26 protein-coding genes and 1 pseudogene are annotated in these 22,992 nt (G+C 37.5%); 14 read left to right on the top strand and 13 right to left on the bottom strand.

Annotation, left to right across the window (positions count from 1 at the left end):
- The first annotated feature begins 9 nt into the window (after positions 1-9).
- From N4G44_RS06265 to N4G44_RS06255, 3 genes are all read left to right on the top strand, one after another.
- Positions 10-612, top strand: a complete 603-nt coding sequence (locus N4G44_RS06265) for a short chain dehydrogenase (RefSeq protein ID WP_474925295.1) — start codon at positions 10-12, stop codon at positions 610-612.
- A 323-nt stretch (positions 613-935) separates the two neighbouring features.
- Positions 936-1,889: a protein-glutamine glutaminase gene (locus N4G44_RS06260; RefSeq protein WP_474925293.1), complete on the top strand. Its 954-nt coding sequence runs from the start codon at positions 936-938 to the stop codon at positions 1,887-1,889.
- A 106-nt stretch (positions 1,890-1,995) separates the two neighbouring features.
- Positions 1,996-2,271 (top strand): hypothetical protein, encoded by a 276-nt coding sequence (locus N4G44_RS06255; RefSeq protein ID WP_474925292.1) that lies wholly within the window; start codon positions 1,996-1,998, stop codon positions 2,269-2,271.
- A 101-nt stretch (positions 2,272-2,372) separates the two neighbouring features.
- Here N4G44_RS06255 and N4G44_RS06250 read toward each other — a convergent pair whose 3' ends face one another.
- Entirely contained in the window at positions 2,373-3,128 is a 756-nt protein-coding gene (locus N4G44_RS06250) for an SDR family oxidoreductase (RefSeq protein WP_474925290.1), read from the bottom strand.
- Positions 3,129-3,354: 226 nt separating this feature from the next.
- Between N4G44_RS06250 and N4G44_RS06245 the strand changes: the two genes are divergently transcribed.
- The 5 genes from N4G44_RS06245 to N4G44_RS06225 all read left to right on the top strand — a co-directional run bounded on the left by N4G44_RS06245 (position 3,355) and on the right by N4G44_RS06225 (position 6,375).
- Positions 3,355-3,987, top strand: a complete 633-nt coding sequence (locus tag N4G44_RS06245; protein ID WP_474925289.1) for an NAD(P)H-dependent oxidoreductase — start codon at positions 3,355-3,357, stop codon at positions 3,985-3,987.
- A gap of 29 nt (positions 3,988-4,016) precedes the next feature.
- Positions 4,017-4,454, top strand: coding sequence for a MarR family winged helix-turn-helix transcriptional regulator (locus N4G44_RS06240; protein ID WP_474925288.1), 438 nt, complete (start codon positions 4,017-4,019; stop codon positions 4,452-4,454).
- Positions 4,451-4,873, top strand: a complete 423-nt coding sequence (locus N4G44_RS06235; protein ID WP_474925286.1) for an organic hydroperoxide resistance protein — start codon at positions 4,451-4,453, stop codon at positions 4,871-4,873. The genes N4G44_RS06240 and N4G44_RS06235 overlap by 4 nt, the downstream gene beginning before the upstream one ends.
- 136 nt (positions 4,874-5,009) lie before the next feature.
- Positions 5,010-5,735, top strand: coding sequence for an NERD domain-containing protein (locus tag N4G44_RS06230; protein WP_474925284.1), 726 nt, complete (start codon positions 5,010-5,012; stop codon positions 5,733-5,735).
- Positions 5,736-5,814: 79 nt separating this feature from the next.
- The gene (locus tag N4G44_RS06225; protein ID WP_474925283.1) at positions 5,815-6,375 is read left to right on the top strand and encodes a YdcF family protein; all 561 of its coding nucleotides are present in this window, start codon (positions 5,815-5,817) and stop codon (positions 6,373-6,375) included.
- A 20-nt stretch (positions 6,376-6,395) separates the two neighbouring features.
- Here N4G44_RS06225 and def read toward each other — a convergent pair whose 3' ends face one another.
- From def to N4G44_RS06180, 9 genes and pseudogenes are all read right to left on the bottom strand, one after another.
- Positions 6,396-7,025: a peptide deformylase gene (gene def / locus N4G44_RS06220; RefSeq protein WP_474925282.1), complete on the bottom strand. Its 630-nt coding sequence runs from the start codon at positions 7,023-7,025 to the stop codon at positions 6,396-6,398.
- Between the two features lie 268 nt (positions 7,026-7,293).
- Complete coding sequence (locus N4G44_RS06215) at positions 7,294-8,166, bottom strand: ChaN family lipoprotein (RefSeq protein WP_474925280.1); 873 nt, start codon at positions 8,164-8,166, stop codon at positions 7,294-7,296.
- A 386-nt stretch (positions 8,167-8,552) separates the two neighbouring features.
- Positions 8,553-9,580 (bottom strand): annotated as a pseudogene (locus N4G44_RS06210) (hemin-degrading factor).
- Between the two features lie 4 nt (positions 9,581-9,584).
- A complete protein-coding gene (locus tag N4G44_RS06205; RefSeq protein WP_474925279.1) occupies positions 9,585-10,235 on the bottom strand; it encodes a class I SAM-dependent methyltransferase in 651 nt (216 codons plus the stop codon).
- Between the two features lie 2 nt (positions 10,236-10,237).
- A complete protein-coding gene (locus N4G44_RS06200; RefSeq protein ID WP_474925276.1) occupies positions 10,238-11,008 on the bottom strand; it encodes a heme ABC transporter ATP-binding protein in 771 nt (256 codons plus the stop codon).
- Positions 11,008-12,048, bottom strand: a complete 1,041-nt coding sequence (locus N4G44_RS06195; RefSeq protein WP_474925273.1) for a FecCD family ABC transporter permease — start codon at positions 12,046-12,048, stop codon at positions 11,008-11,010. The genes N4G44_RS06200 and N4G44_RS06195 overlap by 1 nt, the downstream gene beginning before the upstream one ends.
- A complete protein-coding gene (locus N4G44_RS06190; RefSeq protein WP_474925270.1) occupies positions 12,032-12,910 on the bottom strand; it encodes a heme/hemin ABC transporter substrate-binding protein in 879 nt (292 codons plus the stop codon). Before N4G44_RS06190 ends, N4G44_RS06195 begins: the two co-directional genes overlap by 17 nt.
- A 20-nt stretch (positions 12,911-12,930) precedes the next feature.
- The gene (locus N4G44_RS06185; protein ID WP_474925268.1) at positions 12,931-14,040 is read right to left on the bottom strand and encodes an HmuY family protein; all 1,110 of its coding nucleotides are present in this window, start codon (positions 14,038-14,040) and stop codon (positions 12,931-12,933) included.
- A gap of 16 nt (positions 14,041-14,056) precedes the next feature.
- Positions 14,057-16,162, bottom strand: a complete 2,106-nt coding sequence (locus N4G44_RS06180; RefSeq protein ID WP_474925265.1) for a TonB-dependent receptor plug domain-containing protein — start codon at positions 16,160-16,162, stop codon at positions 14,057-14,059.
- Positions 16,163-16,254: 92 nt separating this feature from the next.
- Here N4G44_RS06180 and N4G44_RS06175 point away from each other — a divergent pair, with 92 nt between their 5' ends.
- The 3 genes from N4G44_RS06175 (at position 16,255) to N4G44_RS06165 (ending at position 18,571) form a co-directional block, all read left to right on the top strand.
- Positions 16,255-17,073: a T9SS type A sorting domain-containing protein gene (locus tag N4G44_RS06175; RefSeq protein WP_474925262.1), complete on the top strand. Its 819-nt coding sequence runs from the start codon at positions 16,255-16,257 to the stop codon at positions 17,071-17,073.
- A gap of 203 nt (positions 17,074-17,276) precedes the next feature.
- Positions 17,277-17,870, top strand: a complete 594-nt coding sequence (locus N4G44_RS06170; RefSeq protein WP_474925260.1) for an HmuY family protein — start codon at positions 17,277-17,279, stop codon at positions 17,868-17,870.
- Complete coding sequence (locus N4G44_RS06165; RefSeq protein ID WP_474925256.1) at positions 17,828-18,571, top strand: T9SS type A sorting domain-containing protein; 744 nt, start codon at positions 17,828-17,830, stop codon at positions 18,569-18,571. The genes N4G44_RS06170 and N4G44_RS06165 overlap by 43 nt, the downstream gene beginning before the upstream one ends.
- Before the next feature lie 226 nt (positions 18,572-18,797).
- On the opposite strand, the gene N4G44_RS06160 is transcribed toward N4G44_RS06165, so the two are convergent.
- From N4G44_RS06160 to N4G44_RS06150, 3 genes are all read right to left on the bottom strand, one after another.
- Entirely contained in the window at positions 18,798-19,088 is a 291-nt protein-coding gene (locus N4G44_RS06160) for a putative quinol monooxygenase (protein WP_260545652.1), read from the bottom strand.
- Positions 19,089-19,176: 88 nt separating this feature from the next.
- Positions 19,177-20,118: a sulfite exporter TauE/SafE family protein gene (locus N4G44_RS06155; protein WP_474925254.1), complete on the bottom strand. Its 942-nt coding sequence runs from the start codon at positions 20,116-20,118 to the stop codon at positions 19,177-19,179.
- 106 nt (positions 20,119-20,224) lie between these two features.
- Positions 20,225-20,632 (bottom strand): RrF2 family transcriptional regulator, encoded by a 408-nt coding sequence (locus tag N4G44_RS06150; protein ID WP_474925252.1) that lies wholly within the window; start codon positions 20,630-20,632, stop codon positions 20,225-20,227.
- 232 nt (positions 20,633-20,864) lie between these two features.
- On the opposite strand from N4G44_RS06150, the gene N4G44_RS06145 reads away from it, so the two are divergent.
- From N4G44_RS06145 to N4G44_RS06135, 3 genes are all read left to right on the top strand, one after another.
- A complete protein-coding gene (locus N4G44_RS06145) occupies positions 20,865-21,293 on the top strand; it encodes a DUF4268 domain-containing protein (protein ID WP_474925250.1) in 429 nt (142 codons plus the stop codon).
- Between the two features lie 223 nt (positions 21,294-21,516).
- Positions 21,517-22,158 (top strand): hypothetical protein, encoded by a 642-nt coding sequence (locus N4G44_RS06140; RefSeq protein WP_474925248.1) that lies wholly within the window; start codon positions 21,517-21,519, stop codon positions 22,156-22,158.
- A gap of 97 nt (positions 22,159-22,255) precedes the next feature.
- A complete protein-coding gene (locus tag N4G44_RS06135) occupies positions 22,256-22,897 on the top strand; it encodes a hypothetical protein (RefSeq protein ID WP_474925247.1) in 642 nt (213 codons plus the stop codon).
- The last annotated feature ends 95 nt before the right edge of the window (positions 22,898-22,992 follow it).

Genomic DNA, 22,992 nt, shown 5'->3' with positions numbered 1-22,992 from the left:
AAAAAAGATATGAAAATATTAATTGTAGGTGGCCACGGAACCATTGGAAAAAAAGTAAAAGAATCTTTACAGGAGCGTCACGAAATAATTACTGCCGGAAGAAATAGCGGGAATATCAGCGTGGATATTTCTGATAAAAACTCCATCCGGAAAATGTTTGAACAGCTGAAAACCGTTGATGCCTGCATCTGTACGGCGGGAACCGGTTTTTATGGTGATTATTATTCAATGACTGAAGAAGATATGCTTCCCGGAATAAAAGGGAAATTAATAGGCCAGATGAATCTTGTCCTCATCGGTAAAGATTTCCTCTCGCGAGAAGGTTCATTTACCCTTACCTCGGGCATTGCTGCGGAACATCCTGCTAAAAACGGAACTGCAGTAGCCATGATTAACGGTGCCATTAACAGTTTTGTCCTCGCGTCCTCACAGGAACTTAAAAATGATTTGAGAATCAATGCAGTAAGCCCCGGACTGGTTGAGGACAGTTTTGAAAGGTATAAAGGCTTGTTTCCGGGATATAATCTTGCCCCGATGGATAAAGTTGTCAATGCTTATATTTTAAGTACAGAAGGCGGCGTAAATGGCAAAATCCTAAAAGTCTATTCATAATTTAAGTCATTCTTGACGTCTTAAATATTCTCCTGATGAATATAAATCCCACATTCAGCAGTGTGGGATTTTCTATGTTTTACAATTCCATAAATTTTATTGATACAGAACAAAAGCACGTTAAAACCATTTAAAACAAAGGTTTTTAATGAATAATTACTAAAATAATTGAATTTTTATAAAAAATAATTTGCTGGTATTTTATTTTTATTTACTTTTAATATCACAATAAAGTGAACTATTTTCATACAGGCTTTACATAAAAACGACACACCAAAACTTAAAACAATATATTTATTACTAATCACCAAATTATGAGAATTATGAGAAAATTTTTGTTATCAATGATGGTATTTGTGACAGCCTTGTCATTTAATTCCTGTACAGACTCCAACGCAGAACAGCAAATGAGTCAGAATGAAACAACCACCAAAAATCTAACGGATCTTGGAAAAACTATTCCGGTAGGGATAGAGGACGAAAACGGCACTCTGAAAGTATCTTTTATTGTTACCGCCCAGTTCTATACCATAACTCCTACAAAAGAAAATGAAAACTACATCAATCTGATCAGGGAAGCGGCAAAGAACGAAACTCCTATCCAGGTTTTCATTAAGCCTAATACTCATGAAATTGCCAAAGTAGAGAAAGGGAATGAAGAAGACATCCGTTTTTTCAAATCGGCTTACACCAAACAGGTTAAAAATGAAACCAGCAAGTTAACAAGCGTTCTTCCCAATGTAGCCACATTAAACAGCATGTTTACCCTGATCAAAAACCAGGCTTGTGGTACTTCTACTGCATCTTCACCCTGCATAACCTTCAGATATCCTGTAGACGGATGCTACGCAAGAGCCCATAAAATGAGACAAATCCTGATCAATAACGGCTATGACTGTGAGAAACAGTTTGTATACGGAAATTTAAAAGCATCTACCGGCACCTGCTGTGTAGCATGGAGCTATCACGTTGCCATCCTGGTAAGCTATAAAAATGCTTCAGGTGTTACTGAAAAAAGAATTATTGATCCTTCCCTCTTCCCAAGCGGACCCGTTACGGATACAACCTGGAGAAATGCCTGCATCAATACAAGCTGCGGATCTGCCTCTGTATCATCTTATGCCAATACCGCCGGGAATGTTTACTACAGAAGCCCTGGAGCGTCTTATCTTTATGATGATAATCTGGTGAACACCAACTGCGTACTGAATATTTTCTCTTCCCTCTCAGGATGCTCTCCTTCACCGGCTCCAAGTGTGGCAAGCTGTGGATTTTAATTAATTTAAACAGCTTCTGCCGCTTTTTTCATAACTTAATTGCAGAAGCTGTTTTATCAAATATTTTTTTATGAAAATCTGGACCTATATACCCCTAATACTATTTATGATCACATCCTGTTCCGGAAGCTCAGGTTCACAAAGCCTGACCTGGTATAATAACTCGGTTATCACCAATGTTTCTGAAGACCCTGAAAAACCGGAAGAGTTTACCCGGGTATCCATAGGAATAAGTCCGCAGGTTTTCTATTTGTCTAAAAAAGGAACAGAGTATACATCGCTCCTTGAAAAAGCAGGACAAAGCCATAAAAAAGGAAAAGCATATAATATAGGTATTGAAAACAACACCAATATTATAAAACAGATCAACGAAATTCACTGACCCGCTTTCCCTTTTTATTCGTATTTGCACTTAAAAACTGACTGAATTATAGAGTTCAAATGATTTCCTTATAAATCCCCATCCCTGATACGATGGGGATTTTATGATCTTATCACTGAAATTCCCGCATCCACCCTGATCTCTGCCCCGTGAATATAAGATGCCTCTTCGGAAGCCAGAAACAGTACGGTGTTGGCAATTTCAGAAGGCTCACCTTGCCTTTTAAGAGGAATAGTGGGAATAATACCGCTAACCGCAGTTTCAATCTGCTCAGGATTTAAACCTGTATTGTTAAATATATTGGTTTTAATATGTCCGGGACTGATTCCGTTTACCCGTATTCCTCTTTCCGTAAGCTCTACAGCGAAAGTTTTAATAAAGGACTGCACGGCTGATTTTGCAGCTGAATAAATTGAAAAATCGGACATTGCAATCTCAGTTGCCACAGAAGTATTGAAAATAACCGAGCTTCCTTTCTTCATTAATGGCAATACCTGCTGGACCGTAAAGAACGGGCCTTTTACCAGAGTATTGAAGAGTTGGTCAAAATGATTTTCATCCACATTTTCAATGGGGAAAAACTTTCCGAACCCGGCATTGGCAAATACAATATCAATATGTTCTGTATATTTTCTCACTTGCTGCTGAAGGTTCATCAGATCTTTCATGTTTCCTGCATCAGATACAATTCCGTAAGCATTTTCACCTAATTTTTCCAATGCATGATGCACCGTCTCTTCACTTCTGCCGGTAATGATTGCTTTACCTCCTTCCAGGATGAACTTCTGTGCTGTTGCGAATCCCATTCCATTGGTTCCGCCGGTGATCAGGGCTGTTTTGTTTTTAAATCTCTGCATTATTTTTTTGTTTTAAATCTGTTGCAAAATTTCAAATAATGCATTTCATAAAAAATCCGATTCCTGCGGAGTTATTTCCTTTATCAGTTTTTTCTAAAATGGGGATCAATTAAATCTATTAAAATTAAATTGCGCACAATTTAATTGGTTCTATATTTGCATAGTTATTTCAATCAATGAATGCAGATTCATGATTAATTAAAAAATATAATTTAAAATTAGAAAAATGTCATTAATAGAAAACTTACAATGGAGACATGCTGTAAAAGCATATGATCCTTCAAAAAAAGTAACAGAGGAAAATCTTAATACCATTTTAGAGGCAGCAAGACTGGCTCCTACTTCTTCGGGTCTTCAGCCTTTCCGCATCATTGTTGTGGAAAACCAGGAATTAAAGGAAAAAATGATGGCCGGAGCTTTGAATCCTGAAGTAATGAGAGATTCTTCCCATGTCCTGGTATTCGCTGCCTGGGACAGTTATTCCAATGAAAAAATCGATAAAGTATACGATTATCATACTGATGTAAGGGACTTACCAAGAGGACGTTTCAGCAGTTATACGGATAAGATCAAAGAAATATATGGCGCTCAGACTCCTGAAGAGCATTTTGCCCATACAGCACGCCAGACTTATATTGCATTAGGGTTAGCGATGGCTCAGGCTGCAGAATTAAGAATCGACAGCACTCCTGCAGAAGGATTCAGTAATGAAGTTGTGGATGAGATTCTGGGATTAAAAGAACTGGGACTAAAAAGTGTGAGTCTTCTGTATCTTGGGTACAGGGATGAAAAAAATGACTGGCTTTCTACGATGAAAAAAGTAAGGATTCCTATGGAGGAATTCATCATCAGGAAGTAATATATTACCTAAACTTTCATTTTCATCTTATGGAAAATTCAAAATCGTTACAGCTGCAAAACCAGATCTGCTTTCCACTTTATGTGATCGCAAAAGAGATCACAGGTCTCTACCGTCCGTTTCTTGATGAGATCGGCATTACCTATCCGCAGTATCTTGTGATGATGGTATTATGGGAAAATGATGGCCTTCCGGTAAACCATATCGGTGAAAAACTTTTTCTGGATAGCGGAACATTAACACCTCTCCTGAAAAGGCTTGAATCCAAAGGAGTTATTTCCAGAAAGAGAAAAAAAGAAGATGAAAGAGTGGTTGAAGTATTTCTAACCGAAGCCGGAAAGCAGCTGCAAAAGAAAGCCTGTGAAATTCCTGGAAAAATACAGACTACCATTGGAATAGAAACAGAAGATCTGCTCCATCTCAAAGAAACGGTCTTAAAAATATTAAACAAAATAGAAAATAAATGAAAACATTATATACAACACAAGTAACCGCACAGGGAGGAAGAAACGGTCATGTAAAAAGTGAAAACGGAGTTCTGGACCTTGATGTAAGAATGCCTAAAGCTTTAGGCGGCGCCAATGATGACTTCGCTAATCCTGAAATGCTTTTTGCAGCCGGATACTCAGCGTGTTTTGACAGTGCCCTCAACAGAGTGATCAGTTTATCCAAAGTAAAAACCGGTGAAACAACCGTTACAGCACAAGTCAGTATAGGTCAGCTGGACAACGGAGGATTTGGCCTGACTGCAGAACTGGACGTAAATATTCCCGGAGTTTCTATTGAGGAAGCACAGGAATTAACGGAAAAAGCACACCAGATCTGTCCGTATTCTAATGCGACGAGAGGTAATATAGAGGTGAAGCTTTCGGTGACAAATAACTAAGAGGAGTTCCTTTTTTATAAAAAAATCTGTTTCTTTGGAGGCAGATTTTTTTATTTATTAATGAAAACCAGCTCAACCATTGCAACTTTACCGTCAAAGTGTAGAAGCACATTAACAGAAATAGTACACCAATAGTATGAATAGTAATTTTTTGATTGTCTTTCTGTTAGCTCTGTGTATCTTATTAATTAAATACTACACTCCCAAAATAAAGGGGTTAATTGGCGAGAATAAAGTTTCAAAAGCTTTAAAAAGGCTCAATAAAGAAAAATACATTGTTCTGAATAATATTGAATTGAACATTAAGGGCTCCACTTCACAGATAGATCATATTATTGTTTCAAATTATGGAATTTTTGTCATCGAAACCAAGAATTACAAAGGCTGGATTTTAGGTTATGAAAATGATAAATTCTGGACTCAGGCCATTTATAAATACAGACGCAAGTTTTACAATCCTGTTTTGCAAAACCAGGGTCATATCTATGCTTTAAAACATATACTGAAAAACTATAAGTATCTGAGGTACTACTCAATAGTTGCATTTACAAAAAGAGCGACGCTTAAAACCAAAACATATACTGATGTTGTTTACATTAACAGATTAGTTAAAACAATAAAAAAATATGATTCGTTTTATATTAACGAGCAAACTAAGAATGAAATTGTTGCCATAATTCTAGCAGCAAAAACAAACAGCCGGAATAAAGACAAAAGGCTCCAGGCTAATTCTAACATCAATAAGAATATTGTATGCCCGAACTGTGGCGGAAATCTTATTGAGAGAAGCGGTAAATATGGTACTTTTCTGGGCTGCAGTAATTATCCGGGTTGTAAATACACAAGGAATAAAAAGCAATAAATTTTATTAATACAGATAGATAAATTTATTAAAACTATTTTCTATCCAAAAAATTAATTATTTTTATTGTAATCATCTTATGAAAAATCGTAAACAAGCATTCACAATATTTATTGCCATTCTGTTTTTATGGCTGTGCGGACACTTGATTTATATCACTATTGACGGTTTGACAGACAAAAATAAGCACGCAGATATCGCTGTAATTTTAGGCAATACTGTAAATGAAGATGGAACACTTTCAGAGAGACTTGAAAAACGTATGGAATGTGGGCTTAATCTTTATCGCTCCGGACGGGTGAAAAAAATAATAGTGAGTGGCGGACTTGGAAAAGAAGGATTTTACGAAGGAGACAAAATGAAAGAGTATTTAATTAAAAACAAAGTACCTGACAGCGTTATCATTGTCGACAATTTTGGCAATAACACATTGGCAACCGTAAACAACACCCTTAAATTAAAAGACAGTTTACATTTTCAAAGTTTAATTGTTGTTTCTCAATATTTTCATTTGACAAGAACTAAAATGTTGTTTAGAAAGCAACATTTTGAAAATGTAAGCAGTGCAAGTCCCCAATATTTTGAATTGAGAGACCTCTATTCGTTACTGAGAGAATTTGTGGCTTATTATATAGGATAAGATATCATATAAACGACAGATTATCTCGTCGTTGAATCGCTTCTTTTAAAGGCATCTACCCTTTTATAAGAATCATTCTTTTCTTTTTCCTTTTTATCTGAAATCAGAATACCGAAGAGATGATCGATTTCATGCTGAAAGATAACCGCAGTAAAGCCTTCTACAATTTCGGAATACTTCTGCCCTTTCAGATCAACATATTCCAGCTGAATCACTTTACTTCTGTAGAACTGATCCCTGAATTCAGGAATAGATAAATCACCTTCCGGACCAAGATTCTGTAGTTCCGATTTCCAGACAATCACAGGATTGATGAAATATTCCAAAGGACTTCCTTCTTTATCAAAACGCTGAACCCAGATTACTTTTCTGTTGATCCCGACCTGCGGCGCTGCAATTCCTACTCCGCCATCCGTTGAAAGAAGGGATTCTTTCATTCTTTTCACTAAAGTTGCCGTATTGGGGTCAACCGGATCTATTTCAGTAGAAAGGTTCAGTAAAGTTTTATGCTGATGGGCATCTGTTGTCTGGTAAATGGGTAATGCCGTGCTGATTTCTCCCTGATTGATCAATGAAATTTCGTTAGATGTCAGTTTCTGGGCATTGATAAAGCCGATAAATAGGATAAGCAGAAAAGATATTTTTTTCATGAGGACGATTTGTAATGCAAAGATAGATATTACGTCTTAAATAAGCGGTTGGGCTAAAGCCTTGTTGGATTATTTTTGAGAAAACGGGCTAAAGCCCGTTCCTATTGAATTTTAATACATTACGTTTATTTTTAATAAATATAAGGCTTCGACTCTGCTCAGCCTGACAATGCTAATACTATCCGTATATTGTCCACTGTCAGGCTGAGCAGAGTCGAAGCCTTTTTTATAATTACAAAATCCTTTAGTCAAAAAAAGACTTTCAGAATTAAAATGTCTTCGTCATATCCGCCGGAATAATCAGGTTGAAATCCGTAGGGATGTAATCTTTTGCAGGAATTTTAAGCTCCGGATCTTCCGATTCAAAGACAGAAATCACGGCCATTTTAAGTTTCGGGTTTTTCTGTTTGATATACCAGTAAATTCCACCGAATTCTTTACTATGATAGTTTCCGTTATAGTGAATAAATGTTTTTCCTGCCTGTATATTTTTCAGAATCGATTCGGCCATGGTAGCATCTTTTGTAGCCTGTGCCGAAATGAAGTTCATCACTTTGATACCTTCCGCATGATCGCCCATCATGGCTTTCATTTCCTGATAACCTGGGGTATCCAGGGTTACTTTAATAGGAAGCTGGGCAATGTAAATTTTCTCCTGGACGCTTAATTTATTCAGCGATTCAAGACCTTCTTTTGCAGTTTGGGAGGCATATCTTCTTGGAATATTGGTCGCGATAAAGTTCAGCTTTTTAGTTTTGGCAAAATCAACCAAAGGTTTGTAGTCTGTGGCATAATTGTTCCATAAACGGGCTGAGTCTTTTAATGTTTTAGCATCAAATTTTCCGTTTAAATACTTATTCAGCTGCTCCTGATTATCTCTTTCGAACATTTCCGCTCCCAGAATGATCTGTCCGTTCTTCTTTTCAAACAAACCTTCGGTCACCTTCAGCTGAAGCCAGTGATTGATAGAGCTGTTATGATTTTCGCCAAAGAAAACCACATCATACTCAGACAGCTCTTTAATAAGTTTATCGGTTTTTATTTCTTTCCCTTTTTGATCATAAAACTGGTAAGCCTTAAAATCCTGCCCGCTCAATGAGCAAAAACCTGCCAGTAAAATGACGATGAAAATATTCTTCATTATATTTTATTTAAACACAAATTACACAAAATGTTTCTTTACAAATACCACAAATTTTTTACACTGATATTACACCACAAAAGTCACAAAAGTTTTTAATTGATTTAAACACTTTAGCACACTTTAGTTTCAAAAGTTTTAATATTTTGAAAACGTTCAGAACACATAAGCAGAAAATCAAAGATTTTCACAGAACTTAGGTGTACTATGTATGCGCAATGTATTAACTTTAAAAATAACTAAAGTGTTTAAAAAACTTTTGTGACTTTTCTGGTTTAAAAAATTGCAATCTTTTTATTCTTCAGCAAATTCAGAGATCTGCTTTAAAACAAAAGACCGCCTTGAATTAAAAAAACAAAACGGTCCGCTTAAAATCATCTAACTATTTATTTCTCTAATTCTGCTACAAGGTCTTTCCACTCCTGCAGCTCAGGAATTCCTGGTTTTCTTTTTCCGAAGAACTGAACGATGAAGTCTCCTTCTTTATTAAATACCTCAATAGCCGTAACTTCTCCGTCTTCAGTCGGTTTTTTAACGATCCATGCTTCAGCAATTTTCGTAACATCCAGATGGAGATTGAAATCCGGATCCATTACATTGAACCACTGCTGGTGCCAAAGGGTTTTCTTCACATTTCCGGTGTGGATCTGGATAATTCCCCTGTTTCCTACAAATACCATGATCGGGATATTTTTTCTGAAGCATCTTCCAGAACATTTACCACTTTGGAATTGTCAATTTTTTTAGCAAATCCTTCAGGAGCCAGCCTCAATGCCTGGGTTCTGCTTACCCCAAATTTTCTGGTCATCATGAAGAAATCGTGGGTATCTTTTAATTCTGTCCATGCTTTTTTGAATCCTTCCGCATCAATTTCAGAATCTGCCTTTTCAGGAGCTTTCGGAGCTACAGCTTCAATCGTTACAGCCTGGTTCTGATCTTCAGCTTTGAATTTTTCTACAATAGCATCGAATGCAGCTTCATCACTGTCTTTTGTCAGATATATTTTATGAAGCGCAAGACCATCTTTTCCGAAGAACTGAAGACTCTTTTTATCGCCTTCTACGACTGCAAATGCAGATTTCCAGTGGTTTAGGAATATCCTAAGATCAATATCTTCACCCACAAAAAGCTGGGCATGCGGGCTACTGAAATCACCGTTCTGGTAAGTTCCTTTTCTTTCATGAACGCATTCGTCATTACGGGTAAGAGCCATTACTTTGCCTAATTTTTCTGCTTCGGTAAGGATAGCTGGAAATTCAGGGGTAAGAACAGTTACACCTTCTCCAATGCTTGTTGCCAATAATTCGGCTTCGCTTACTTCCAGCTGTGCTGCAGCATTTCTTATTCTTATATTTGGATTTTCTGCTTTCAGAGCTTTCCATTTTTCCTTTAAATCATTAACTAATGTGCTCATTATTTTATTTTTTTATGGTTAAAACTGTATAAATTCTGTGTATAGTCTCGTTTCCCGATTTGCTTGGTATATCTTCTTCTTTTTCAGAAATTTTCATTCTCTTGAAATGACTTTGGGAAACAAGCTGCTCCATTTCGCTGTTGCTGTATAGGGTAAAATCGTATTCCGTGAACGGAAGCGTTTCCATGAATTTTCGCTGTCCGAAAGTCAGAACGAAAGTCCCGTCTTTCTTTAAAACCCTGTAGATCTCATTAAGAAATTCAATAGGTTCTTCCCAGAAATACACGGTATTGACAGTAAATATTTTATCAAAAGTTTTGTCCTCAAAAGGCAGTTTTTTACCTTCATACAAAATAAATTCTGCCTGATTTTCAAAGTCTTTGTTCAGCTTTTGGGCTTCATTATGCATAGTTTCGGAAATATCAACTCCTGTATATTTCAGATTTTGGGCCCTGCTTAAAATATTTTTCAGATGTCCTGCATTTCCGTGCCCTATTTCAAGAATATGTTCATCATCTTCTATTAAAAGCATTTTAACGCTTTCCAATGTCATGCTGATGTTGGTGGCATGCATCATTTCGCCGATCTCGATTCCTTTTTCTCCCTGCGGATTGGCAAGGTTCTGAGCAAGGATTTTTAATTCATCTTTTTCCATGGTTATCCAAAAATGATCATTGGGTTATTGGTAATCGGGTGTCCGCAGATGGTGCACGGAAAATTGTACGCCCGGCTGATATTTTGGGCCGTAAATACTTCTTCCGGTGTTCCGTACGCAGAAACCTTTCCTGATTTCATTAATAAAATTTTGTCTGCAAACTGGGCGGCAAGGTTCAAATCATGCATCACGACAATAGCGCTGTTGGCTTTTCCGGTAAATTTTTTAATAATTTCCAGAGCTTTGTACTGATGTTTTATGTCTAAATTATTCAGGGGTTCATCCAGGAAAACCAGTTTGTGGGCGATTTCATTTTGCAGCTGCGCCATTACTCTTGACAGGTGTACACGCTGTTTCTCTCCTCCTGACAAGGTATTGTAGTCCCTGTCTTTCAGATGAAAAATATCTGTTTCATACATCATATTGTTCATGGCTTCAAGATCTTCTTTTGCGGGCTGGCTATCGAAGTAAGGATACCTGCCCATCATAACAACATCTTTTACCTGCAAAGGGATTTCATTGGAATTATGCTGGGAAAATTTGGATTTATGCCTGGATAATTCCCTTACTTCCCAATCGGTAATGGGTTTGTCTTTAAATACAATTTTCTGTTTTCCTTTCACTTCATTGGCCAAAACACTGAGAAGGCTGGATTTTCCGGCTCCATTCGGTCCTACAATTGCTAAAAACTCTCCATAATCCAAAGAGACATCAACGCCGTCAAGAATATGGAAATTCCTGTGGAGATAATTGATCTGATGGGCTTTTATCATTAGAGTGATTTTTTAAATTTAATTAAAATAGCAATAAAAACAGGCCCTCCGATCAGGGAAGTCAAAATACCGATCGGCAGTTCCGAAGGGGCTACAATGCTTCTGCTGATGGTATCGGCAGTCAAAAGCAAAATGCTTCCCAAAACTGCTGACAACGGCAGAATAAAAACATAATCGGACTTGAACAGAAGCCTTAAAATATAAGGAACAATAAGTCCTATAAAGCCGATCGTTCCTGAAAATGCAACGCAGGTTCCCACCATCAGCGAGGTAATGATCACAATCTGCTTTTTCAGTTTTTCAACATTGATTCCTAAATGTTCTGCATCTTTTTCCCCCAGCATCATGGCATTCAAAGCCTTTCCTTTCGGAAGCAGAACAGCATATGAAATGATCAAAACAACCGTTAAAACAATATTCTTCGTCCAGGTAGCAGCGCCAAGACTTCCCATATTCCAGAAGGTGAGGTCTCTTAACTGCTCATCTTTTGAAATGTAGATAAGGAATCCGGTAATGGAAAAGCCTATTGATGTAATGGCAACCCCGCTTAACAGCATCATGACAACATTGGTTTTTCCTGCACTGGTAGAAATCCTGTACACCAGCATCATAGCCAGCAAAGCACCTAAAAATGCCGATATTCCTACCAATGAAAACTGAACTACCTCAGGAAGATACTGCTTAAAATGGCCTCCCAGAACAATGGCAATAGCTGCCAGTAAGGTTGCCCCTGAAGTTAAGCCTATCGCTTCACCCGTTGCCAGGGGATTTTTAAATAAACCCTGCAGGCTTGTCCCTGAAACTGCCAGCATGCTTCCTATAAGTATGGCCATGATAATTCTCGCGGCTCTTACATCCCAGATGACATATTTATCGTTTAAGGCCAAACCGGGATCTCCTTTGATCAACTGTCCTAAAACACTGAACGGCGATGTCCCATTGAAATCGTAAACACCAGTATATAGTGCCCCAACTGTCAGAATAACCAGTAGTAGAGCACTTATGATAAGATAAAAGTAAAGTTTACTTTGTGTTCTCAATTAAAAGTTTGTTTAGTTCAACTGCAGCCTCTCCCAGTCTCGGTCCGAAACCTGAAACCAATCCTCCGTCCATCGCGATGATCTTTTTATTTTTCCCGGCATTGGTTTGTGCCACGCCCGGCATTTTAAGAGCTCCTTCATTTCCGCCGGCACCCTGAAGGCCAGTTTCGAAGAAGAATAAGATATCCGGATTGGCTTTTACAACGGCTTCCGGTGTCAGTGGCTTGAAATCTTCGAAATCGTTCACGGCATTTTCACCGCCGGCAAGACCTATTAAAGAAGCCATAGGTGTATTTTTACCTGAAACCATCAGCATATTTCCTCTTGCGTAGATGAACAATACTTTTGGCTTTTTAGCGATCGGCTGAATTTGTTTCAGATCAGCATCGATTTTATCGTTTAATTTCTGATAATCTGTATTTCCGATAGCTTTGGCAACATCAGCGATCAGTTTTTTGGTTCCTTCTACCGTGTATTCCTGTTTGAAAACCTCAGCCTGAATGCCTGAAGACTTGATCTTACCCAATAAGTCCGGATTAATATCCTTATCTGAAGCTAAAATCAAAGTTGGGCTAACCGCCATGATCGGCTCGATGGTCATGGATCTTACGTGTCCAAGATCTTTAGCTGTAGCCTTCAATGTTGCAGGATAGGTACTGGTAACATCTGTTCCTACAATTTCTTTTTCGTGGCCTAATGCACTTACAATTTCTGTAATGCCACCGTTCAGAGTAACGATTTTGTTATTGGATTTAGGGGCTTCAGAAGATGTTTCTGTTGTATTTTCTGTTTTAGCTCCTTCTGCTTTTTTGCAAGAGTAAACTGCCATCAGAATGGAAGCTGCAAGGATTAATTTTTTCATGATATACTATTATTTGATTATTATAAAGGGTCAAATTCGAAATTGGTGGTACCGCGGTGTCCGTCTTCGCTTTTCATGGTATTGAATCTCAGCTTAAAGTAAAATCCTTCAGCATCTTTCAGAACAAAAAAGCGGTCAGCATATACATGGGCCTGCGGATTGTCTGTGGTTCCCGTGGTGGTTCTCCACTTATCGCCAAGAGCTCTCTGGTCATTGAATACAAATTTCGACTGGTCTATATCGCTTAGCTTAAAGGAGTTGTAAGCCTGATCAAGATTCCCTGACGGAGTGACCTGGTATACACCTACCCCGTTAAGGGTATTTGTAATGATAAAATCAGCAAAAAAATAACTTCCGGCACTGACTCCGGGGGCTGTAAACACTTCATTGGTAAATGTGGTAAAGCCTAAATCCCAATCTTTCTTCTTAGGCTGGATTTTTACCGTTGTCCCAGTATTAAAGCTGAAATATGTAAAATTGTAATCTGTATCTTTCGGGATAAAGTATTCAGTATAGCTTGTTGTATTTCCTATATCTGCATAACGTATTTTGTATCCGTTCAATGCTCTGAGAATCTGGATCTTTTTCCAGCCTCTGGCAGCACCTGACAAACTGACGGAGCCTGGTCCGATATTATCAGGAGATGGAATGTCTCTTCCCAGATTCAGAAGATAAACAGGGTTTTCAGCATCATTTTCTTTAACCGGTTCAATTCCTGATGTCTGGGTAAGGAAATTCCCGTCAGGATGATCAATAAACTGCATATTGGCAGGATCAAATGTCCCTACCGCTGCACTTCCTTTAAGGGCTGAAACATCTGCTTCCGTTACTGCTTTTATGTCCGTTTTATTGGAGATTTTTGCCACTGTCATGGCCAGGGAACCGTTAATCACTACATGAAAGCCGTCTCCGCTGTAGAAACCAAGATCCCAGTCTGTCCTTCTATTGACAGAGGGTTTTTCATAATCACTTAAATCTATCCAGACCTGATTAGGTTCCGTAGCTCCTCCTGATTTTACTTCTACTACAGATCCGGTGATCGGAGGTGCAGGAACAGGATCTTCATCAGCTGAAAGACAGGACTGTAAAGCAATAGCTGAAAAAAGAGCAAATATTTTTAAATAGTTCATAAGGGTAGCTTTTGGTTTAGAATTGATAAATTAATCTCGCAAAATAGCTTCTTCCGTAGTACAGATTAAGACGGTCTGCAGAGCCTGTATGAGCCGTTCCGGCAGTAGCAGTTGTATTGATACTGGTGACATCGAATATGTTTTTCACTCCCACAGAAAGTTCCATATGGTCTTTCCAGAATGGCTGGCTTACAATGAAATCCATCATATGAAAGTCATTTGTTTTTCCAAGTCTGAAGCCGGTGGCTTCACTTTCCAGTACATAATTTCTTCCCGGACCGGTATATTTATAGTAAAGGGCGAAAGCCGTTCCGGCATTTTTCAGCTTATAGTTTGCCGATGCTCCTGCCTGTACAAGGTATTGGTAATCTGTGGGTGATTCGTGATAAAGCCCGTTCAGAGATACGGAAGTTCCGCTTACAGAACCTCTCAGGGATAGGGCCAGCTGGTCTTTTCTAAAATCTATATTGGCGGAGAACAGCATATTCCTGTACTTATCCATATTCATATATTTGTAGGTAGAGGGATCTTTTACAAGCACCATTTCTATCCTGTCGCGAACGTCAAGGTATAAGGCATTGATGCTGTACCCGATTTTCCAGTCGTTTGCCGTAAAGTTCTGATCCCAGAAAGCACCTGCTGAAAAGCCTTTTTCAGGATTAAGGTCAGGATTTCCCTGTACATCATGATTGATATTCACGAAATAAGTATAAAGCTCATCATAGGTAGGAAAACGGTTGGCAGTTCCCGCTACAGCCCTTATGTTGGAGTTTTCAGAAGTTTTATACCTTGCGGAAAGGGAATAATTGAACTGATTGTCAAAGTTTTCGCTTACGGAAAGCCTGGCACCGGGCCTTACGGAAAGCCTGTCTGAAATATTCCATTCTCCGGAAAGGAAGTTGGAATAGGTAAAGATTTTTCTTTTCACTGCTTCACCAAAGAAATCTCCGGCAATAAGTGCTGCATATCCGTCAGTATAATCCAGTTCATAACCAAGCTGGAAATCGAAAGTTTTGTTATTGAGGAAATTACTGAACATCCCTCTTGAATAGATGACATCTGTTTTGTAGTATGATCTGTCTTCCCTGCTGATTCTCACAGCTCTGTTTGGAATATCGTAATTATAGTCATGGTATTTTCTGTCCTGGTTCTGGTAGGAGAAATCTCCCATATACCTGATATTTCCAATGTTGGTTTGGATATTAAACTGATGGGCCCATCGTTTGGTATTATATTCCCTGTCTATACTTTCATATAACGCTCCTCCCATTCCGTCATTTAATGGAATTCTGTTGACCTCAGGATTGTAAAAATTGAATTTTTCATATAAATAAGACAGTTTATAGTAGAAAGAAGTTTTGTTTTTTGAATAGTGGATCAATGCCGAAGCATCATATTGATCTTTTGGATTCCATTCGAAACCTCTTTTATTATCTCTTTCGAAATATTTGTAGCCTTTACTGTCTCCTTCATATCCCATGAACTGGTTGTGGTTTAAGCTTACATTGGCAAACCAGTTATTATCAATATTATAATCTACATTAAGGTTCTGAATATGTCTTCCGTTTCCTTTTTTCTTAAGGTCATAGTTGTCTCTTACGGTTTCTTCCTGCAATGAGGCCCTTACACTTACTTTTCTTGTATTGCTTTTCTTGGTAATGATATTAATAACTCCTGCTACTGCCCCGTTACCGTATTCTACTCCCATGCTTCCTTTTACAACCTCTATTCTTTCTACATTGTTAAGGGATAGTTTGGTAAGATCTATATTGCTTCCCAATCCTGTATCTCCCACTACGGGAATATTATCGATAAGTATTTTCACATAGTTTCCGTCAAGCCCCATCATATTGGCTGTAGAGTTTCCCGAGCGGGTTTCCGGCGTAATCTGGATGTTAAGACTTTGGTTAAGAACATCGGCAACATTGGTTGCTGCCATATTTTTGATCTGCTGAGCATCTATAACCTCAACTTTGTATATTGATTTATTGATAGACTGCTGTGTGTACTGTCCTGTAATAACTACTTCCTCTATTTTATTTTTATTAAGAGAATCTTTTTCTTGTGCGTTCATCCAAAAGGCAATGGACAATGACAGAACGGAAAGCACTTTCTTCTTCATAGAGTAAAATTTTCGCAAATATAACGCTTTATTTAGAATAGTTAAAAATAAATACTTATTTTTGTAGAACAATTCTAAATAAAAATAACGTTATGAAATTAAAACTACTTCTAGGAACATTAATGTTTACGGCTATTACAGCGCAAGCACAAGTAGCAACGCTTAATGAAAATTTCAACAACTTTACTATTGGTACGACTACTTTTCCTCAGAATGGCTGGTCTGCGGTAGTTGCCCCTATAACGGGTGCATTCCCCCCAGCTCCGCCAAGAATGATTGTAGCAGCTCTTGATACGGACAACAGCCAGAGATTTATCCAGTCTTATGCAGGTAACAATGCGACAGCTCCTTCATATCTTATTACGCCTATGATTGAGAATCTTACAGGAGATCGAGTTTTAAAATTTAAAACTACATTAGTATCCCCGTCACCAGGACCTGGAACCATCCAGATCGGATTAGCGACAAGCGCCAGCGATATGTCGACTTTTGTAGGGGTAGGAAATCCTATCAACGTAACTACAGTTGGAGTGGTTCAAAACATAAGTATCAATATTCCTTCAACGACTGGTTCCTATATTGTATTTAAATTCACTCCAAGCGCTACCCATGTTGCGATACAAATAGATGATGTGGTGTATAACTCTTCTACTACTCTGGGAGTTAGCGATACTACCCAATTTAAAGAAAATTTCAGATTTGCCGTTAATGCTGACCAAACTGCATTGGAATTTGTTACCAAAACTGAACTAAAAAAGATTGAGATCTATTCTGCCGGAGGGCAAAAAGTAGCTGAAGGAAAACTGAAAGGACAAAAATTTGATATCAGCGCACTTCAGACCGGAGTTTACTATATGTTGATAGAAACTGCAGAGGGTTCTGTAGTGAAATCCAAATTCATCAAGAAATAAGGTTTTATTATTATTAGACTAGTATTATGCCTTAAGGCCGGCCGGAAATTCTTTCCGGCCGGCTCTTTTTTGTAACGTACCCATTGTTTTTTGCTGAATAATAGTAGCAAAACAAGATAAAAATCATATTTTTATTTAGAATCATTAAAAATAATTATCTACTTTTGTAGAATAATTCTAAATAATAATTTAAAAAATAAATTATGAAAACAAAACTATTATTGGCATCGTTATTGGCGCTGTCTGTTCAGCAGACTATATTGGCACAAACTGATGCATTGGGGTATACGCAGGTAAATATGACGATGGGACCTTCTTACCAGAACCGTGTTTTTTTCAATCTTGCCAATGGTAATATGGTTTCGCAACCGGCCAATACGTGGGATGTTGCCTTCTACAGAAACTCCAATTTTGCATTCGGAACAAGAATTAATGATGCTTTGAATATTGAAGTGTATGCAGCTTCCACCAATCTCGCAGACTGGGATAATATCAACATCAATAATATCGCAAGCTGGAGCGAACCACTTTACAATCCGGACCAGACCACTGACATCAGCCAGGGAGCTTTTGAGCAGGGGCCAATTACCTCATCCAATCCCAATATTCCGTCAACAGGCTGGGGTACCTATAATTCCCTGACGCATCACATTGAAGGAAAAGCAATTTTTGTCCTTAAGTATACAGGCTCTAATTCCTACATTAAATTTGCTATTGAAGATGCATTCGGAGGGTATACGTTTAAATATTCCAAATGGAACGGAAGCACATGGGGGCTACAGAAACCAGAACTTTAGCCAATGGATCGGATGATGCCTATTTCAACTATTTCTCTTTCACCACGGGAGCCAAAGTACCCAATATGGAACCTTCCAGAAGCGCATGGGACTTTATGTTTACCAAATATTATACTTTCTATAATAATATGATGATGTATCCACTTACCGGAGCCATCCAGGGACCAAGTGTAAAAGTAGCAAAAGTACAGCCTGAAAGCCAGGAAACAGCTGCTTTCACTACACCTGCAGACAGTAATTTTTCTTCCAACATAACCACTGTAGGACATTCATGGAAAGGGATCGGAACGGTTAATACTAATGTAGTGTATTATGTCAAAAAAGGGAGCGATTACTACAGAATGTATTTCACAACCAATGGCGGAGCTTCTACAGGAGATATGTATTTCAAATACAAAAAAATTACTGCTACTTTAGGAATTACTGAGGTAAGCAAAAAAGCTTCATTCGGGATCTATCCCAACCCTACAACAGCAGATAAAAAAGTAACTGTACTTTTTGATGTGAAGGAAAAAACAAATAATAAAGGAAACATCGAAGTTTATGATCTTACCGGGAAAAAAGTATACACTGCTGAACTCACAAACCAGGCCGGATTCTATAAGCAGGACCTGAACTTGGCTCACCTTACTGCCGGAAATTATCTGGTAAAAATCAGCTTCGGAGGCAGTACCGAAACGAAAAAACTTATCGTAAAGTAACTTGAATTTTAATACTTTCTATTTTTTCTAATCAAAAGGCAGTTTCAGATTATTGAAACTGCCTTTTACTTTTTTATTTAATAGGATTAAAAAATTAAAAGATTAGATATTAAATAATCAGAGAGTGAACATTTTAATAAAAATCAGTTATTTACTATTACTTTAATCTTTTAATCTTTTAATCTTTTAATCTTTTAATCTTTTAATCTTTTAATCTTTTAATTAATCAATAAATTTTAAACCCTTTATATACTTCCGCAGAGCTTTCCATGATCTTAGAGGCATCTTTTCTGAAGTCAAGAAGATGATCCTGCCCGTTGTGCCTGTTGTGGTGGTCAACGGTTTCCCAAAGTTCAATCAGGAAAAAAGTTCCTTTGTTATCCTTATCTTCAATAAGGTCGTACTGAAGGCAGCCTTCTTCTTTTCTGGTCTCTTTTACAAGTTTCTGAAATAGTTCTACAGCGTCCATTAAATAGTTTTCATTAAACTTAAAAAGCGCTACGATATGCAAATTCATGTTCTATTATTTAGTGGTGTAAAAGTAGAATATTTTCAAAGCCAAAAATGTTTTTCGGGCATTTATTTTTCTCCTGAATGCATAAATTTTACTTGAAAACTGATTTATAAATAGTTATACAGCTCATTACAATAACAAGAGTTCCAATAACAAAAAACATCTTTTTAACAGGAAGTTTAGCGGTAAGCATGGCAGAAAACGGGGCGGTAATAATTCCTCCGATCAAAAGTCCGAGAATAATATTCCAGTGCTGGATCCCGAGAGTAAGGAAAAATGTAATGGCAGCTGTAATCGTTAATATAAATTTAGCAACGGTAGAGCTCCCCACTGCAAACCTGGGAGTAAAGGCATTTTTAATAAGAGTTCCGGTTACCAACGGTCCCCAGCCTCCTCCTGCAAAGGAATCTATAAAACCTCCTATTACCCCAAGCCTTGTCAGATTGGTTTTTCTTTTCATTGCCTTATTCTGCTTGTCTTTAAAAGCATTGGACAGGATCTGGAATCCCAGATAGAGGGTATAGAAAGCGATAAGCGTTTTCGTAATCTTGGCATAGTATTCACCCAGATAGGTCAGGCTCACAGCACCTATAATAGCACCTATAACCGCCGGAATTGCAAGCTTTTTCACCAGATTTCCGCTTACATTTTTAAGTTTGATATGGCTTAAACTTCCTGCTGCTGTGGTAAAACTTTCTGCAGAATGTATACTGGCACTTACAATATGGGGCGGGATATTCAGGAACATAAGGGTTGTCGTACAAATCACGCCATAGCCCATCCCCATGGATCCGGCTACAATCTCGGCAAATACGCCTACCAGAAGCATCCAGTAAAAAATATAGTTATCTTTTGCTAAAACAGCCAGAAGTTCATCTGTATATCCCATTTCATACATGGACAAAACAGTGATCAGCAGTACTGCAGCTGTAATCAGGAATACATTGAGTCTTATCTGTATTTTTCTTGAAATTATCATAAACAATATCATTACAGCTCCCGGTCTGAGGTTTTCAATTGATTTAAAACCCAAAAAGGCTGTTTTAAGTAAGGTTAAAACATTTGAGCTACTGCAAATATCAATTAAAAATGTTATCCTACCAAATAAGTAGACTAATTATTCAAAAAAAAGGATCGGGTTAGTCCACCAGATCCATTAAAGTTTTACTCTCCAGAATATTCAGGGAAGCATCCCGGACTTCTATGAGTACATCGTGCAGTCCGCAATGGTCTTCATTACAGTCTTCACATTTTTCATAGAAATTTAAGCTTACACAGGGAAGCATGGCAATAGGACCATTCACCAGGCGGATGATTTTTGCCAGTTTCACAGTTTCAGGACTTCCTTTTAAAAAGTATCCTCCCCCTTTTCCTTTCTTGCTGTCGAGGATGTCCGCTTTTTTCAATTCCAGCAGAATATTTTCTAAAAACTTCAAAGGGATCTTTTTATGTTCCGCAATTTCGGAAATAAGAACCGGGCCATCATTCCTTTTCTCTACCAGGTATGAAAGCGCTTTAAAAGCATATTGGGATTTTTTTGAAAGCATTACAGCAAAAATAAGAAAATAGTTTGAATTATATAAATGGATATGTTTGAGTGAAATGGCGAAAAGGTAAAAAGGCTAAATGGCAAATTTGTTAATTGTTTTTTATACATTTTTCATTTTCCGTTACTCATTCTTCACTTTCATTGTTCCCCTTCACCTTTGTCTTTTCGCTATTTAGCCTTTTTGCCTCTCGCCATTTTGCCTTTTCGTTATTAAATCCTTATGTTTGTATATGTTCAGTAAACAAGAAGCACAGCAGCTAAAAAAAGAATTTTGGACGGCTTTTGGGAAGTCTTTTCCCAGAAAATGGCTCCTTTATGATACAAAGATCAAGGATATGTCATTCAAATTTAATGCTGATAATAAAAAGGCGGAAGTCTCCTTAGATATCGAAATGAAAGATGAAATCTTCCGGAACGCTTATTATGAGAAGATCTGGTCTCTGGAAGATATTTTGAAAGACTTTATCGGAGACTTTCAGAAAGAGGAATATTTTACCCTGGACAACGGCAAAGTGATCAGTAAAATCTGGGTTGAAAAACACGGAGTCTCCATATTCAACAAAAATACATGGCAGGAAATTTTCGAATTTTTCCGGGATAAAATGGACGGCTTTGAAAGGTTCTACTATGAATACGAGGATTTCATCAAGGATGTTTAATTCTTTAAACTCCTTTACAATTGCTGAAAATAACGACATTTTTCAACTGCTTTTCAATTGATACTTTACTGATGTTTCATTAACGATGGCAGAATTATTATTTACATTTCTGAAGTGAAACAATATTTTGAGGCTTCTTAGCAAAAAATCATTATTATAAAAATGCGGATATAATTCCTTAATTCTTTGATTTTAAATATATTTGGGGTCAGAAAACTAAACCATGAAAATTGAATACAGGGATGAGGATTTTAAATTCATAAGTGACCCGGGAAGCCATAAGAAAAAATCCAGATGGTACAAGCATTTTTTAGCTCACGGAAAACTAAAAATAAGAGAACAATATCATTCTGATACTCTCTTTGCCTTACATTATTACTTAGAGCCCGAAGACAACGAAACGGAACTTCTGGAAAAATACAGAGATATACCAGCCTTGGAAATACTGAGCTTCAGAACAAGGAATGCGTATGGTGATCTTTGGGTAGAAACAGTGAAATATTATGATTTCGACAGCAATACTTTCTCAAATCTTATCATCCGTGAAATATATGATGACCGGCATTTTCCTATCGCCTGGGAATGTACTGACCCTGGCCTTCCTGAAACCGATACATTCCATTACCAGCTGTCAAAAAGTTATTACAATACCGACAGTTACCTGAATGGAGAATATTTTGCCTCTCGTTTTCATTCAGGAAGATTTACAGATATTGAACATTTTCCCCAAGGCATGGATACCGATTCCCAGGATCTGGAAAGAGGAATTATTGGCATACAGGCAGAACAGCTTATGCAGCAGATGAAAATTCTGCCAAAAATGCGGGCATGGTATGTAAATAATGAATTTTTGCCAGAATTATAAGCAAGATCGTATAATATAAAAATATGGTCCTAAATATGCTGTATACATAAAACTAACGGCCGGATACCCTAACAACAAACATATTAAACTACTAAACATGAAAAAAGTATATAAAAACATTTTTGGAGAAGTGATTTCAAAGGCAAAAGCTGAGAAACTGGATGACTATCATTTATATTACTATGAAAAAGATTCTGAAGTGCTGAAAGAGATAGAATTTCTCACCGAAGATGAAATATACAGCATCAATTATTTTATGAGCCATGATGAAGATGAGGAGCAGGTCGTCAATTATCTGAAAGAAAAATCTGATCTTTTCGATATTGAAAAAAGGGAAACTGCAGGAGATTTTATCATTGCTACCAACAAAATGTATTCCCTGGCCGTGGATGACAAACCTCTGATCTCAAAAACTGTCTTTCATCATGATGATCCCGATAATTTCATCTGTTCCCAGGTCCTGGACAACGAAACCCTGAAACCTATTCTGGAAAGAACCACAAAATGCTGGTATACCCTGGATGAAAAAGGTGAAAAATATGCTGCCATAGAATTCAGCTATCAGGAAGACGGAAAACTGGAACTCGCTATAGACAAGACACCTGACCCTGAAAACGAACTGGAGTGGCAGTATTATGAATACTCAACCTTTAAAGATCTTCAAAGCAGGATGACAGACGATATAAGCTATTACAAAACAGCAGTTCTTCTTCCTGAGACCGTAAGTCAGGAATGCTAAATCATTGAAATTTTATTGAAAAATTCAAACACTTGTTTATATTTTTCATATTTTTAATCAAAATAAAAAATCCCGGGTTTCAGATGTTGCAGAAC

It is taken from the genome of Chryseobacterium sp. GTID13, assembly GCF_056172655.1.
Note: the sequence above shows the minus strand (reverse complement) of the source record. Positions and strands in the feature narration are given on the sequence as shown.